6 protein-coding genes are annotated in these 17,373 nt (G+C 43.4%); 4 read left to right on the top strand and 2 right to left on the bottom strand.

Annotated features, from left to right (window positions below; translation table 11 throughout):
• The first annotated feature begins 9 nt into the window (after positions 1–9).
• The 4 genes from AACV78_RS27345 to AACV78_RS27330 all read left to right on the top strand — a co-directional run bounded on the left by AACV78_RS27345 (position 10) and on the right by AACV78_RS27330 (position 14,144).
• On the top strand, positions 10–6,282 hold the full coding sequence (locus AACV78_RS27345; protein ID WP_339383805.1) for a S8 family serine peptidase: 6,273 nt from the start codon (positions 10–12) through the stop codon (positions 6,280–6,282).
• A gap of 269 nt (positions 6,283–6,551) precedes the next feature.
• The gene (locus AACV78_RS27340; protein ID WP_228042026.1) at positions 6,552–9,284 is read left to right on the top strand and encodes a two-partner secretion domain-containing protein; all 2,733 of its coding nucleotides are present in this window, start codon (positions 6,552–6,554) and stop codon (positions 9,282–9,284) included.
• Positions 9,274–11,178 (top strand): ShlB/FhaC/HecB family hemolysin secretion/activation protein, encoded by a 1,905-nt coding sequence (locus AACV78_RS27335; protein ID WP_194008265.1) that lies wholly within the window; start codon positions 9,274–9,276, stop codon positions 11,176–11,178. Before AACV78_RS27340 ends, AACV78_RS27335 begins: the two co-directional genes overlap by 11 nt.
• Entirely contained in the window at positions 11,175–14,144 is a 2,970-nt protein-coding gene (locus tag AACV78_RS27330; RefSeq protein ID WP_194008266.1) for a CHAT domain-containing protein, read from the top strand. Before AACV78_RS27335 ends, AACV78_RS27330 begins: the two co-directional genes overlap by 4 nt.
• An 81-nt stretch (positions 14,145–14,225) precedes the next feature.
• Here AACV78_RS27330 and AACV78_RS27325 read toward each other — a convergent pair whose 3' ends face one another.
• On the bottom strand, positions 14,226–14,915 hold the full coding sequence (locus AACV78_RS27325) for a DUF928 domain-containing protein (RefSeq protein WP_194008267.1): 690 nt from the start codon (positions 14,913–14,915) through the stop codon (positions 14,226–14,228).
• A gap of 91 nt (positions 14,916–15,006) precedes the next feature.
• Entirely contained in the window at positions 15,007–17,370 is a 2,364-nt protein-coding gene (locus AACV78_RS27320) for a CHASE2 domain-containing protein (protein ID WP_194008268.1), read from the bottom strand.
• Positions 17,371–17,373: the final 3 nt, after the last annotated feature.

Genomic DNA, 17,373 nt, shown 5'->3' with positions numbered 1-17,373 from the left:
GGAGAATGGGTGGAGGTTGGTAATGCGGAAACTTTCACGGCAGACAGTCAAGGGTGGGCAAATTTTAGCTACTCTCTGTCAGAGTTAAGTGCCGGAAATTATGAGGTAAAGGCGATCGCCTACGATGTAGCAGGTGATACCAGCGAGACGATACTCAAAAGCTTCACTGTCAAAGAAGATACAGTTACACCAACTCCAACACCAACTCCAACACCAACTCCAACTCCAGTAGTAAATACAGCCCCAAAAAACTTGCAATTTGATGTTTTAACTGCTTATACAGCGGGAGAGGAAATCAGCTTTACTGGTGGTAAAGTTTACGATGCCGACGGTGTTGATGACCTCGCCAAAGTAGAATTCTCTCAAAGGAAGGAAAGCGGAGAATGGGTGGAGGTTGGTAATGCGGAAACTTTCACGGCAGACAGTCAAGGGTGGGCAAATTTTAGCTACTCTCTGTCAGAGTTAAGTGCCGGAAATTATGAGGTAAAGGCGATCGCCTACGATGCAGCAGGCGATACCAGCAACACGGTAATCAAGAGCTTTACTGTCAAAGAAACTACAGTTACACCAACGCCAACACCCACTCCAATACCCACTCCCACTCCCACTCCAACGCCCACTCCCACAAATACAGCACCACAAGACTTACAATTTGAGGTTTTAACGACTTACACATTAGGAGAAAAAATTAGCTTTACGGGTGGTAAAGTTTACGATGCAAACGGTGTTTCTAATCTTAAAAATGTCGAAATTTTTCAAAAAAAGGAAGGCGGAGAATGGCTCAACGTTGGCAATGTTGAAAGTTTCATTGCTGATAGCCAAGGGTGGGGAACTTTTAGCTATTTTTTGTCGGATTTAAGTGTAGGGAAGTACGAGGTAAAAGCGATCGCCTACGACCTAGAAGGCGCTACCAGCGAAACGATACTCAAAAGCTTTACTGTCAAGGAGGCTACAGTTACTCCAACACCTACTCCAACGCCAACGCCAACACCAATTCCGACTCCGATTAACCAATCTCCAGAAAATTTGCAATTTAGCCTACTAACTACTTATCAACCAAACGAGGCAATTCAGTTAACAAATGCCAAAATTTTTGATACAAATGGAGCCAATAACTTAGCAAAAGTAGATTTCTGGTTGCAAAAAGAGGGGGGAGAATGGACAGATATTAGGGACGCTACTACTTTTACGTCAGACAGTTTAGACAATCGTTGGGCAACTTTTAATTATACTTTGGATGGATTGGCTGCAGGTAAATACCAGTTGAAGGCGATCGCCTACGATCAAGCAGGCGCAGCCAGCAATGAAGTGGTACGCAATTTGTTGATCAATAGTGCACCAGGCGATTTACAATTTAGAATTTTACCTCTATATACCAAGGGTGAAAAAATTAGCTTTAGTGGCGCTAAGGTTTTTGATACTGAAGGAGTCAGCGATATTGCTAAAATCGATTTCTGGTTTCAAAAAGAAAGTGGTGAGAAAATTGAAATCGCTAAAGATGTTACTGAGTTTATCAGTGACAGCGATGGGTTTGGCCGATTCAACTTTAGTGATAATTTGAGCAGTTTAGAACCGGGTCGTTATCAATTGTCGGCGATCGCTTATGACAAAGCAGGTAGTGCTAGTCCAGTAGCGAGTGAAAAATTTGCTTTAATTAGCGATCCGGGTCCAGAGGGGTTGTCTGATGAAGTCAGATTGGCGATCGTCGGTGCTGCAAATCTCGACAGCTACCCACCTGAAGCTTTAGCTGAAACAAAGGAATGGGTTGTTTGGGTAACGCCTGGACAGTCTTCACAGCAGTTAGCCGCTAGTATGGGTGCGATCGACCAGGGAGAAACGGGCCACATTCCTAACACATTTATCTGGAAATTTCCCGAAGGAATAGATGTTAAAGATGTGGCGAATCAGCTAACAACACTGCCAGGAGTAGAATATGCTTACCCGCAGGTGCCTGTCCAATTAAATTTGTTGTACCAACCGCAGGACACTTTGTACAACGAACAGTGGAATTTAAATAATGCAAATGTCCCCGCAGCTTGGGATGTAATTAATCCTGCAACTTCTCAAGCAGTGCGGGGGAGAGGCGCGACTATTGCTATTGTTGATGATGGTTTGGAATACAGGCACCCAGATTTAACAAGTCGGTACAGTCCTAATGTAAGTTGGGATTTTACTGATAAAGATAGCGATCCCTCTCCCACATCCAGAACTAGCTTTATAGCTGATCTTTCCCAACCCAAAGTTAATAGTTGGAATAGCATCAACTTCTCTCTTCCTGTAAATTTAACAGGAATGGTAAAAGAGGTTCAAGCTAACTTCGATTTCAGTCAATCTCTACCACCTAATTTACCCAAACCAGAAGAGTTACAGGTATTCCTGTCAAGTCCCGACCAATCTGAATTCAATGTTTTATATCGACGTGCTTCTTTTGGGGCAAGGTTATGGTGGCCTGGTAGGGATGATTTGAAGTTTGCACAAAAGGTCAAGCTTGATTTAACTGGAAATAGCTCCCAAAGCTTCAACCTGAATCAAGGTCAATTTTATGGGAGTTATGCGGGTGGAAATTGGGAATTAGAAATTAAAAATCCCAACCCAGATGAGTATGATGCGGACGAAATGCGCCAGCTTAGCCAAGAACTTTTGAAACGCTGGACCTTACAAATTAATACTGCTAATCCTCACGGAACGGCAGTAGCTGGAATTGCAGTAGCCAGTGAAAACGGCAAAGGTATAGTTGGCGTAGCTCCTGAAGCGAAATTAGCAGGAATACGACTATTTGGTAACACCGATCCGCTTAATTACAAGGTTGATCCACTCGGGAAGCAGGTAGCTGATGCTTTGTTTGATACTCAGATACAACCAGGACAATCGAACCGTAACCAGTCGATCGATATTTTTAATAACAGTTGGGGTCCTGAATACATGAGTCGGCAACCCTTAGCCTTGAAAGCGCTTGAAAGTGGAGTTGCCAAAGGTCGAAATGGGCTGGGGAATACTTATGTATTTGCTGGCGGCAATGAAGGAAATTCCTACGGGAATGTCAATTATAATAGTTTTGCGAGTTCCCGTAATGCGATCGCCGTAGGAGCGATCGACAAAGCAGGGAATCACGCCACATATAGTACACCCGGCTCAGCAATTTTCATTTCAGCCTCCTCCGACAATGGCGATCCCAATAACTCACAAGGGATTACAACAACAGATATTTTTGAAAGTGGGTCTCGCTATGCTAACGATTTTGGTGGAACTTCTGCGTCGGCGCCTTTAGTTTCTGGAGTTATTGCTTTGATGCTAGAGGCTAACCCTAAACTAACCATGCGCGATAAGGAACACATTCTGGCTAAGACGGCTCAGAAAAATGATCCCAATGGCAAGGATGCGGAAGGGAAACCAAAATGGGAGCAGAATAAAGCAGGACTTTGGGTGAGTTATGAATATGGCTTTGGGGCGATTGATGCCGCCGCTGCAGTGAATGCTGCTGTTAATTGGACACCAGTCGGAAATCAAGTTTTAGTGACTTCTGACTTGCAGAATGTGATTCAAACTATTCCTGATGGCAGCACAGCGGGAATAGAAGCGAAGACTACGATTTCTCAGAATATTATTGTTGAAAAAGCAGAAGTAATTTTTGACGCCAATCATCCAGACTGGGGCGACTTCACGGTGAAACTAATTTCGCCAGATGGTACTGAATCGGTGTTAGCAAATACCATACCTGAAATCCCCAATTCCAACAATAGCGATAAAATAGAACCAGATTCTGATCAGTGGAAGTTTATCTCTATCCGACACTGGGGCGAGTTATCAAAGGGTGAATGGAAGTTGCAGGTTGTTGATAAAAATGGCAACGAATTGAAAGGAGATTGGAAGAGTTGGAAGCTCAATCTTTATGGATTAGAACTAGACGAGTCTCCCAATGTTGTTACCAATACAAAAGACAGCGGGCCAGGTAGTTTACGGGCGGTTTTGACTTGGGCTAATAGCACTCCTGGCAAGGATACAGTTATTTTCAAGATTCCTCCTACCGATCCCGGCTACAACACCAGCACCAACGCTTTTACCATTCGACCACTATCACCACTGCCACAGATTACCGATTCAGCGATTATTGATGGAACAACTCAGCCGGGATTTTCAAATCGACCCGTGATTGAATTAGATGGCAGTAATGTATCAGTGGATGGTTTATATATTTCTGCTGGCAACAGTACAGTCAGAGGATTAACCATCAATCGTTTTGGTGTTGATGCTATCCGATTGATTGATAATGGTGGCAACATCATTGAAGGCAACTTCCTTGGTACTGATGTAACTGGTACTCAAGATTTGGGCAACCGCTATAGTGGCATTTCAGTTTGGACACCTAATAATATTATTGGTGGCAAAACTGTTAAAGCACGCAATATCATATCGGGCAATGATAATGTTGGCATTTACATTAACGAGTCAAATGCTAATAACAACCTGATTCAAGGCAACTATATCGGTAGCGATGTTACTGGCACGAAAGATTTGGGCAATACAAATAATGGTGTTGCTATTTTGAACGCCAGTAATAACATAGTTGGCGGGACAACGATTGAGGCAGGCAACTTGATATTCGGTAACGGTAAAAATGGTGTCTTTATTAACGGCGATGTTTCAACTGGCAATGCTATTTTATCTAATTCCATCTCCGGCAATGATCTCTTGGGCATCGGTTTTGGAGATAATGGATTGACTGTGAATGATTTAGGAGATGGCGACACAGGCATTAACAACTTACAGAATTTCCCTGAATTGACTTCCGCTATTTCTAGTAATGGGAATACCACTATTAAAGGAAAGATAAATAGCACTCCCAATACTACACTCAGAATAGAATTCTTTTCTAACACGGGTTTAGATGACTCTGGTTTTGGCAGTGGTGGTTATGGAGAAGGAGGGAAGTTCCTTGGATTCCAGAATGTGACGACAGATAGCAGTGGTAATGCGACTGTCGCCATTAATTTACCGTTAGTTGTGCCCCTAGGTCAATTTATTACTGCTACTGCCACTGATCCTGAGAATAACACTTCGGAGTTTTCTCAGATCCTTGAAGTCAAAGAAAATTCAGATCCCAAGCTTGAGTGGGTACGCCAGTTTGGTACTTCCCTTCAAGAGATTGGTAGGGATATTGCTACTGATAGTGCAGGAAATATTTATATGGTTGGTTTCACTGGGGATGGCGATACAACTACCGGTAATTGGGATACTTTATTCACCAAGTATGATAGTAATGGCAACAAACTTTGGCAGAAATTTTTAGATAATCCGGCAACGGATTTTGCGTCAGGAGTAAAGATTGACGCAGCCAATAATGTTTATATTGTTGGATACACTAATAGCTCTTCTGATTCGGATCGTGATGCTTATATCTATAAGTATGACAGTAATGGTAATGAAATCTGGCAGAAAGTATTCAGTAGTCAAGATACCTTTGCGGATTTGGCCGACTACGCTACGGGAGTGGGTAGTGATAATGCAGGTAACATCTATGTTGCGGGTAATACTTGGGGTTCCTTCGATCCTACAAAAGCATGGTCAAACGTACCTCATCAAGATGCCTTCATCGCTAAATATGACACTAATGGCAATCAGGTTTGGGTTAAAGATTTTGGCACACCGCAAGACCAAAATGCGCGCGCAGTAACTACTGATAATGCGGGCAATAGCTACATTGTAGGACATACTGATGAAACAATTGAAAATGGAAGAGATGCCTTCATTACTAAATATGACACTAATGGTAATCAGGTTTGGATTCGTCAATTTGGTACAGCAGCCTCGGATTCAGCCTATGGAGTAACTATTGGCAATGATGGCAATCTTTATGTCACTGGGAATACTAGAGGCAACTTAAATGGTAATAACAATAGCGGTGGATCAGATAACTTTTTAGTTAAGTATGATACCAACGGCACTCAGCTTTGGGCTAATCAGTTTGGAACGGTTGGCGATGAAAATACCCTCGGAATCAGCTTAGATAAAAATGGGAATATATATGTTGCTGGCATGACTAAAGGTTCTTTAGAAGGTAGTACCAATGCAGGAAATTATGATATTTTTGTAACCAAGTTGGATAGCAGCGGAGTTGTTTCGTGGAGCCAACAGCTAGGTACCGCTGGTAACGATGATACATACAAGCTAGTCATTGATAATGCTGATAACATCTATATAACTGGTAGTGTTAGTGGTTCTTTGGAAGGTCAACCCTATGCAGGTTCTACTGATGCTGTTCTAATTAAATATAAGATTGGTTAAATAATATGCAACCACGGTTATATCCGATCGCACGATCGGGCAATTTCATCATCCAATCCGGTTGATTTTACCCGTTACCGACAGTCAGGGTACGGCGCCGTGCCATTTTCCTACAATTAATCGGGTGATGGTTACATCCTCAGCTCATTATCTTGTAAGATTAGCTCAACATTTTGACTCATAACCCTTTTATATCTTCCTTCCTCGTGAGCCATAAAACAAAAGCAAAAATATTCTGTATTCTATTTTACCTTTGTGGCTTTCCAACTTTGGTAACGGCCCAAATTGTCCCCGATGCCACTCTACCCAACAATTCCACAGTCACCCCTGACGGCAACACCTTAACCATTGAAGGCGGCACAGAAGCCGATCGCAACCTGTTCCATAGTTTTCGAGAATTTTCCGTCCCCACCGGTGGCAGAGCGTTTTTCAACAACGCTGATACGATTCAAAGTATCTTCACTCGCGTCACAGGCGGGTCAATTTCTAACATTGATGGTTTAATTCAAGCCAACGGCAACGCTAACCTATTTCTCCTCAACCCCAACGGCATTATTTTTGGCCCGAATGCCAGCCTGAATATCGGTGGCTCGTTTCTAGGCACTACAGCCAATAGCATCAATTTCGCTGACGGCACCTCATTCAGTGCCACCAATCCCCAAGCAAATCCTCTGCTAACTATCAGCATTCCCACTAGCTTGCAATTTGGCTCGAATCCCGGTAAAATTGTCAATCAATCTGTGGCGGTTTCTGCTTTTGAAGACAGCGGCCAAGGAAATGAGCAGCCCGTAGGTTTAGAAGTTTCACCTGGTCAAATTTTAGCGCTAGTGGGCGGCGACGTAGTGCTTCCCGGTGGCTTTTTGACAGCACCGGGAGGCAGAATTGAACTTGGCAGTGTCGGTGCTAACAGTTTAGTTAGCTTGACTTTCAATGACTCAGGTTTCGCTTTGGGATATGCAGGTGTCCAGAACTTCCAAGATATTCAACTATCACAGGGCGCGGCTGTAAACGCTAGTGATATAGATGCTAGCGGTGAAGGTGGCGGCACTATTCAAGTACAGGGACGGCGGGTGGTGCTGACGGAGGACTCAGGAATTATCTCTCAGACTTTCGGAAGCCAAGACGGAGGTACAGTCTCTATCCAAGCAGCACAGTTCATCGCTGAAGGTGGCGGTTATGTAGATACAACAACCTACGGTTCTGGTCGAGGGGGCAATTTATCCGTCACAGCGACAGATTCCATAGAACTGAGTGGAACTAATCCTGATGGCGTGCCCAGCGGTTTTTTTGCTCAAGTTGATATACAAGAAGGGCAAACTTTGCCAGCAACGGGAAATGCAGGAGATTTGACGATCGCCACTGGTCGATTAATTCTGCGAGAGGGGGCACAGATAGGCTCAAATACTTTCTCTGAGGGTTCAGGAGGAATATTAACTGTCACGGCTTCCCAGTCTGTAGAAGTAATTGGCCGATCGGCAAACGGTGAAAGTCCTAGTGCCTTGTTAACTCAGGCTGAACCTGGTTCTTCTGGCAATTCACAAGACTTAACCATTTCCACCAGAGAGTTAATTTTGCGAGATGGAGGTGAAATTTCATCTAGCACCAATGGCACGGGGAATGCAGGCAATATACTCATTCAAGCGTCCGAGCAGTTGATTATTCAAGATCAGGCTGGAGTATCGGCTCTCACTTCAAGTAATGGACGCGGTGGCAATATCAGTATCGCAACAGAACGCTTAATAGCTCAAAATGGCGGTCAGGTACTAGCGACAACTCAAGGCAGTGGGCAAGCAGGGACTTTAACTGTAAACGCCCGAGAATCTGTCGAACTCGCTGGCACAGGTATAGATGGAACTCCCAGCGGTTTGTTCACCCAGTCCACAGGGAGAGCAACGGACTCTGATGCTGGTAATGCAGATAACCTAACAGTAACAACGAAGCAGTTAATGGTTCGGGATGGAGCCGCGATATCAGCAGATACTTTTGCAGGTGGAAAGGGAGGTTCTCTTGCAGTCAATGCCTCAGAGTCTATTGAAGTGACTGGAACTTCCGGCATTGTGCCAGCAGAGGTTTCTCCCTTAGTCAGCGCGGACGGGCGCTTGCCCAGCCGTTTGACCGCAGTAACAACGGGCAGCGGAGAAGCAGGGAGTGTAATGATAAATACGGGACTGCTGAGGGTAAGGGATGGGGCAAGTGTTGCTGTGGATGGGAGTAGAGGTATGGGCTCTGCCGGCAACCTGGAGGTAACAGCCAGTGACATCCGACTAGACAGAGGAACCATTACCGCAGAAACTAGATCCGGTGACTCCGGCAATATCAACCTCCAAGTTCCCAACTTCTTACAAATGCGTAACAACAGCAATATTACGGTTACAGCCACTGGCGATGCCATAGGTGGCAATATCAGGATTGATACCAGAGCCTTAATTGCTGGCACTAATAGTGACATCACCGCCAATGCAGTCAACCGCGAAGCTGGCCGTGTTGAAATTACTGCCCCAGAAGGAATCTTCGGTGCCCGATCGCGCCGCGCAACAGATCCCGCATCCAACCTCACCAGCGACATCACCGCCACGTCCTTGCGAGGCCCTGAACTGGACGGCCAAGTTCTCCTCAACACACCGGATATTGACCCCACCCAAGGCGTGATTCAATTACCAAGGACGATCGCGAATCCAGATGCGATCGCCCAAATTTGCCCAAATCAACGACAGTCAGGAACCGACAAAACCTTCACCAGAATTGGCCGCGGCTTGCCAGCAAATCCAGCAGAAACTCCCGGTAATGGCTCCACCGCTGTCGGTTTAGCCGATGCTGTAGCCCCTGTACAACAACGAACCAGAACTGCTCCACCCCAACAAGTCGGAGCCCCTAACCGACCCGTCCTATCGGCTCAAGGTTGGGCAATTAACAGCAAAGGAGAAGTGATTTTTACTGCTAATCCTGCTACTGTTACCCCCCAAAGCCCCGTTCAACCTATCGGTGGTTGCTATGGCCAATAAAGGAAATAAAAAAAAGGGCGATTTCCTCCTACAAATAGCTGTGGGAGTATTAGCTAGTAATTGGACGCTTTTGCCACTGAAAGCACAAACCGTTCCCTTATTTCCAGTAGACTTCACAGCACAAACACCGATCGAAACTCAAACTCCTAGCCTCTCAGAACCTTTAGCACCGCAAACAGCCCCTTCCGAGCCAAACCTACCCCAGCCTGAACCATCTCCTAGCTTACAACAAGGGGAAACTGAACCTAATTCCGATACCAGTGAGGTTTATGAATGTCCGATCGCGCGATCGGTCGAACCCCAATCTCCCACAACCCAAACACCAGAAGATAACAAAACCAATGAAGTAATCGAAGCAATCTCCGTTACTAACTTCCGCTTCATTGGCAATACAGTTTTCAGTCAAAAAACCCTAGAACAAGAAATTATCAAGAAAATCCTCAAATTAGATAGCAATACTAACCGAATCACATTTGCCCAATTGCAGCAAATTATTTCAGAAGTAACAAAATTCTATAATGAGAAAGGATATATAAATTCTTTTGCCTACCTTCCCACCACTAGCGAAGAACCAAATCAAAGGTTACAAAACCGAGGCGCTGCTGGGGAAGTTATCATTAAAATAGTCGAAGGTGGCTTAGAATCAATTCGAGTCAGGAGGCGGACGGGAAAACAGCGACTCAATTTCAATTATATATGCAGCCGTTTGGCGATCGCCTCCCAGCCCCTACAAACATCTCGTCTCTTAGATGCCCTGCGGTTGCTCCAACTCGATCCCTTAATTAAAAGTATTTCTGCTGAATTAATACCCGGTTCCCAGTTATACAGAAGTGCCCTAGAAGTTAAATTCGAGGAGGGAAAAACCTTTAGTGCTGCATTGCTACTAGATAATCGACGGGCTCCCAGCATCGGCAGTTTCCGCCGTCAATTACAACTAACCGAAGCCAACTTATTAGGAAAAGGAGATGGTTTAAGTCTAGCTTACACCAATACGGACGGCAGCAATGCTTTTGACCTCAGCTATACACTGCCCTTAAATCCTAACAATGGCACAATTAATTTGTCAGCCGGTGTTACTGCCAATCGTGTCATTGAAGAACCTTTTGAAAAAGTTGATATAAGAGCAGCAGCCCAATACTTTGATCTAACTTTGCGCCAACCTATATTGAGAAATCCCCGACAAGAATTAGCCGTAGGAGTGACAGCAACTAGGCGAGAAAGTGGCACTTCCATTTTAGGGGAAGATTTTCCCCTGTCTGCGGGTGCGGATGCCAAAGGGCGCACGGGAATATCAGCAATCAGGTTTTTTCAAGATTGGACTGTGCGGAACAATGATGAATTATTGGCTTTGCGCTCTCAATTTAGTTTGGGATTAGGAGCGTTTAATGCTACTGTTAATAGCGAGGCTCCTGATAGCCGATTTTTGGCCTGGCGGGGTCAGGGACAATGGATTCGCCGCTTGAAAAGAGACACTTTTGTATTGGCAAAAACTGATATACAATTGGCGAATAGGACACTTTTACCTCTAGAACAATTTGGGATTGGAGGTGGGAATAGTGTCAGAGGTTATCGGCAGGATATTCTGTTGGCTGATAATGGAATTTCAGCATCGGCGGAGCTTAGGTTTCCGATTTTTGGTAGGTCCGATCGAGGGTTAGGGGTTTTACAAATTACTCCTTTTGTTGATGCTGGTACTGTTTGGAATAGTTCAGGTAGAGATAGCTTAGAGCGTCAATTATTGCTCTCGGTTGGTACGGGTTTGCGGTGGGAATTGGGTGATAGTATGTCGGCCAATTTTTATTGGGGTATTCCTTTAGTTGATGTGAATTCGAGGGGGACAACATGGCAAGAAAAAGGTTTACATTTTTCCGTTCTATCCAGGTTCTCTTTTTGAAACCAGCAAGTCTGACGTGGGGGCGAAGTCTGAGGCTATTTACTATCTTATTTGTGGCAGTATTGTTATCATTGTTTGCTGCCAATGTCAAGGCTCAATCGGGATTGAATTTGGAAAAAAGTGGGGTATCACATTCTCTAATTAGTTGGGAAAAAGGGGATGAATTTTCAGTAATTTCTGGAAAATTAGGGATTGGCAATCAGTCGCGATCACCCCAAGCCTGGGAAGATTTGGCTAGAACCAGTTATGCCGCAGGGGATTTCCCAGAGGCTGCGAAGCATTGGCGGCAAGCTGTTGCGGGTTTTGAGGTGGGGGGGGATTGGTTGAATCAGGCGATCGCCCTGAGTAATCTTTCGTTGACATATCAACAGTTGGGGGATTGGAAAGAGGCTAATAGTGCGATCGGCCTGAGTCGGAGTTTGTTACCGGAGGAAACTGGGGTAAAGTCGCCAGGGGAATTAAAGGTGATCGCTCAAATCCTCGATATTCAATCTAATGGGCAATGGGAACAGGGACAAATCACTCTTGCTTTGCAAACAGGGAAGCAAGCAACGAATATTTATGTGAAATTAAAGGATAATTTAGGATGGAAACGCAGCCTAATTGCTCAAATTAAAACCCTGCAAGCATTAGGTTTATATCAGCAAGCTTGCCAAGCAATTATCCCAGTTGTAGAATCAAACAATCTAGAAAACTTCACCATTCCAAGTCAGGATTGTCAGCAGTTAATTACTGAAAAATTAGTAACAATCAAAGAAAGTGTCAAAAAGCCATCAAATTCGACTTTTAAAAATATCCAAATTACGGGGGCGCGTCTCCTTGGTGATGTGTTGAGACAGCTTGGCTATTTGAAAGAGTCAAAAGAGTTGCTGGAAGAAGTAGATCGAGTTGTTACTCAACAAGCATATCCTCAAGAACAGGCTTTAATCTTACTAAGTTTAGGTGATACTTACAAGTCTATAGGAAATAGAAACAAATTCTTGTCCGAGTTGGATCAGTCTGAAAAATACTACCAAACTGCTATAGATTCCTATAAAAAATCGGCGAAAGTGGCTGCAAAGAATTCTTTTGTAAAAGTCCAGGCACAACTGAATTTATTAAGTCTTTTAGTTGATTTTAAAATTGGATTGGCGGCAAATCCAAAGGAAATCCAACAATTGCGGTTAGAAATTTTGTCTGAATTAAATAAGTTGCCGCCAAGTCACAAGCTAGTTTATGCGGAAGTTAGCTTGATGAATAGTTTAGTTAAGTTCAAGAATCAACTAAAAACTCCTAATAATGTTTCAAATTCGTCTAACGTAAATTCAGATAAAATATTGAATTACTGTTTGCCAAATTCTGCAATTGTGGCTGCAAGTGTACTGGGAAATATTGAGTCTGTGTCTTGGGGATGGGGAGAAGTTGGCAAATTGGGTGCAAAGGCGATCGCATTGGCTAGGGATTTGGGCGATTTTAGGGCAACAGCCTATGCTTTGGGCAATTTGGGTACCGTGTATGAAAAAAATCAGCAGTGGCTAGAGGCTCAACAGTGCACGGAACAAGCTTTGTTGTTGTCGCAGAATGTTCAGTTAAATGCGCCGGATCTTGCCTATGAGTGGCAGTCGCAATTGGGGCGGATTCGTTGGAATGGGGCGAAGGATGTGGACGGTGCGATCGCAGCTTATACGGCTGCATTTAATACGTTACAGTCGCTACGCAACGATCTAGTGCCAATTAGTCGGGATGGACAATTCGATTTTCGCGATCGGGTAGAACCTGTTTATCGCGAATTAGTTGACTTGTTGTTGCAGGATAATCAGCCTAGTCAAGAGAATTTGAAACAAGCTCGCAGTGTAATTGAAGCACTTCAGGTTGCTGAATTGGATAACTTTTTTCGCGATGCTTGCGTCGTGGTGAATAAGTCAGAAGAGATAGATCGAATTGCTGACAAATACGATCCAACGGCGGCAGTTATCCATGCAATTATTTTAAAAGATCGTTTAGCAATTATCCTGAAATTACCAGGCAAAACATCCTTAGAATATCGGCAAACCTACCAGCCGGAGACACTCGTAAAAAAAACAATCCAAAATCTACAAAAATATTTAGTTGACAAAAGTAGCACTCCCGAAGTCGTAGCAGAATCAGAAAAACTGTACAAATGGTTGATAGAACCAGTAGAATCATTGGTTGAAAATGCTAAAAATGTAGAAACATTAGTATTTATCTTAGACAGGCCCCTGCAGGTGATCCCAATGGGAGCTCTTTACGATAAGCGCTCAGATAAGTATCTAATGGAAAAAAATTATGCTCTTGCTCTAGTTCCGGGTTTACAGCTTCTCGAACCTAAACCTTGGAATCAAGTAAAATCAAGCAAGTTAAAAGTTTTGCTAGGAGGTGTAGATCAACCCCAGACACTAGAAGGTCAAGATTTTGCAAAAATCGAAAAATTACTAGAAGAATTGGATGGAATCGGAAAAATTGTAGCAACCAGCAAAAGATTTTTGAATGAAGAGTTTACTCTAACCAACCTTCAACAAGAGTTGGCCTTGGCTAATATCCCTATTCTGCATATCAAAACACATGGTCAGTTTAGCTCCGATCCCGAAAAAACTTTTATTGTTGCTTTTGGAAGCTTGCTCAAAAGTCAAGATTTGGATAAATTGATTAAGAGGGGTAATAAAAAGGATGTTCGAGCGATCGAGTTACTGGTACTCAGTGCTTGCAAAACAGCAAAAGGGGATGATAGAGCAGTCTTAGGACTATCGGGGGTAGCTATACGGGCAGGTGCCCGCAGTACCGTTTCAAGTTTGTGGGTAGCAGAAGATGCCGCCAACACAAAAATTATAGTGCGATTCTATGAAGAGTTGCGTAAACCGGGAATGACAAGGGCGAAAGCACTTCATATTGCTCAAAAAGCGTACTTTGAAACAGGAAAAGAACCCTATTTTTGGGCACCTTATATTATCGTTGGCAATTGGCTGTAACTCCATAGGATTAAAGAAGACAATCCAGAAGACAAAACCTATAAAAAAGTAAGACAACCCCATTAACTCAAGCCTAGTGAGTTATTTTTCCAATAGTTGCACAGCACCAACTAAAGGTTCTTCAGCCAGAGCTCTATATCCAGCAGATTCTAATAACTTAATCCATTGAATTTTTAATTTTTCATCTTGAGGATTTGCCAGCAAACGCTGAGCTAAACTGGCGACGGAATCATACCAAATATCAGGTGTTGCTGTATTGATTTGCTGTTGGCGTTCAGATGTGAGTGGTACTCGCGCGACAAACCCATTCACCGACAAGTCAGTCGTAGATCGCGTATAAGGTTCACAATTTAATTTGAAGTACCAAAGGTAATACTTATTCAGTTCAAGAGCATAGTTTGGAGATTTTTGCAGGCTAACACTAATAATTCCTGGTGTTTTTGGCAAAGTGACCGCAGCTTTATAAATTCTCTTTTTCCCATCTGCTGTTTGCAGAGAAAACTCGACTGAGTTTATATCTTCAGGATTGTAGGGAATATAGAACAAAAAAGTTGGATATTCAGAAGTCGTGAAGACCGGATTCTTAATAGGTACAAGAGCGGTAATTGACTTACTTGTCTTTTTACAGTTGGGATTAGTGGGGTCAAGTCCGGTTCCGGTTCTTGGTTGATTATCTCGTGGCGGTGGCGGTGGCGGTGTTTGAGGAGGTGGTGGGGGGGATTGGCTCAAAAAAATTGCACTGTAGGTTTGTAAAGAGATAGGAGAAATCATGATAATTGCCAGCGCAATAATGATAGCAAAAGCTAGTTGGAAATATAGCCGAGGCATTTGGATTTAGTTGTTGTGTTTTTGTCTAAAATGCTTATTCCGGCTGTCGATTTTGAGATATTTTATGGATGACTAATCCACTGCCAGTCGCTACTAAAGCTAAGGCTGAGGGAACTAAAGGCATCCATCTGCCCTGGTTAAGCATCTCAAGACAAATGTAATATAACAGCACGCTAGCAACACAAGTGACTATTGTCAAGTGCAGCCGGGGGCGAACATATATCACCAACACTCCGCCAGTAAACGCCCATAGCCAAACAAATACTGCATCGCCCCATTGCAGATTACCCCACTGTGGTAGCACCCCTAACAAAGGTCGTTTTGGGTTATCCATCACGGCGCTAAGAATTTGACTTGTCATGTGGGTATGAATCCATACTCCTGGCATTTGGCCATAGGGAGTATCAAAATCATCTCTAGCTACTTCCGCAGTATAGCCGACGATGACTACCCGATCTTTGATTGCATTTTCGCTGACTTTTCCCTCTAAAATATCTGTCAGTGAAACTATTTTTGCTGGTCTAGGATTGGCGCGGTAGTTGAGGAGAATTTGGCTACTCTTGCCATCGAGGCTTTGATAACCTCCTGTGTGTGAGGCTAAACGATTAAAAGTTACTCCGCCCAATTCCCAATTTTTTGTAGTTTGATTAACTTGTAATGGTTCAATTTTCTGGGATGATAATAATGAAAATGCTAATAAAAAACTGAAGCTGTAGGGTGTAATACATTTAGAAGATTTAGGCAAATAATTGGGTTCATAGGATAAGACTTGGCGACGGACTGTCTGATGTTTATTGTCTTGAATGTTATTATCAAAAATATCTACAAATCCTACTTGACCGGTTAATTGTTTCGGGGAAAACTCAGGAAGCGGAGCATAATCTGCCGCGGACGATTGGTAGGAACAAACGGTATAAAAGTTTTTATTTCTTTTAAAAATTTCGATCCAATCTTTACGGGCTGTGATATCCATATCATCCTTGATTCTAGGTTGATTGCGAGATATATCGAGCCCAAAGGCTGCTGGTTTATATTTTTCTACTTTTTTGACGATTTCTGCTAAAGCGGATTCTTTGATCGGATAGCCACCATACTTATCAACTTCTTGTTGATTGATTTCAACTACTGTGATACGGGGATCGATCGCCTCAGCTTGGCGCTGTCGCATTAAATAATCGTAAGCAGGTAATTCCAGAGGTTCGAGGAATTGTAGCGATCGCACTCCCATGATCGCACCGGTGGCGATCGCACTTGCCATCAACGCAGTCTGAAGATTGCGCCAAATAGAAAAGCGTTTGCGCTCTTCCTCATTTCCCCTCAACAACTCAATCCAAGTTAGAGCCTCAACACCCGGAGACTCATAAATCATCGGCAACCAGCTAGCACCAGGATAGTTAACCTCAAATCGATCCAGTTTTTTCCGCGCTTTCCCAACTGATTTATCCAAAGGCTTATTTTCTACAGCAAATGCCTCCAACAAATACTCCAAAAACTTTTGAGCTACTTCATCAGGGACTCGCTCTCGCATGGCGATAACTGCTGGAATTTGTAGAGAAGCGAGTTCCTGCACTAATCCCATGCCGTCACAAGAATTGAAAATCGCTAATTTTAAACCATGCTGAATAGCATTTTCTAAACCATACTTTAAGTTTTTAATTGTTATGCTTTCGGCTTCACTGAGGGCAAGTTTACCCTCGGTGTAATCAGCATTGCTCGAACTATGACCAGCAAAGAATAAAATATCCCAATGCTGTCGCCATAACTCATCATTGAGCTCGCTGTTGGAAGTAGCTATCAGAGGTTTAATGTAGGCAGATATTTGGTGAAGCTTTTCGGTCAAAAGCTTCAAATCTGCCTTAATATTGATCCCTGTATCTTCTCCCATGATAACCAGAATTCTGACCTTGTTTTGATTTTTCTTGCCTTGGTATTTATGGGGTTCTTTATGGTTGACTTTGCTCAGAATTGGCTCGATTTCAGCATCATGTAAAACATCCCACAAATGCCAAGGGAATTCCCAAAGAGCGATATCATCTGTTTGAATGATTAATCTGACATTTTCTCCCTCAGCGCTCAAGACTTGTAAGAGCTTATCCCGGACAGGCTGAAATCTTTTATCTCCTGAATTCAACCAAGTATTCATACTTGTTTCCACAGACTTAGCTGAATCTTTAACGGAAATTTTGGTAATTTGCCCCTTTTTGCTCTGTTCTAATTTGCGGTAAGAACCACAACCTGCTTTTTCGCGAGCTAAGCGTAAATTTTCAGATGCTTTCAGCACATCTGTAGCTGGTGGCAACGACCCAGAAATAGAATAGGATATACTATCAACTTGAAGACTGACAGAATAAGGCTGTTTGCTCTCTGTTTTGATATCTAAGACGATTGACTTGATCATAGG

This window comes from Tychonema sp. LEGE 07196 (genome assembly GCF_963890365.1).
Classification (GTDB): Bacteria; Cyanobacteriota; Cyanobacteriia; order Cyanobacteriales; family Microcoleaceae; genus Microcoleus.
Note: the sequence above shows the minus strand (reverse complement) of the source record. Positions and strands in the feature narration are given on the sequence as shown.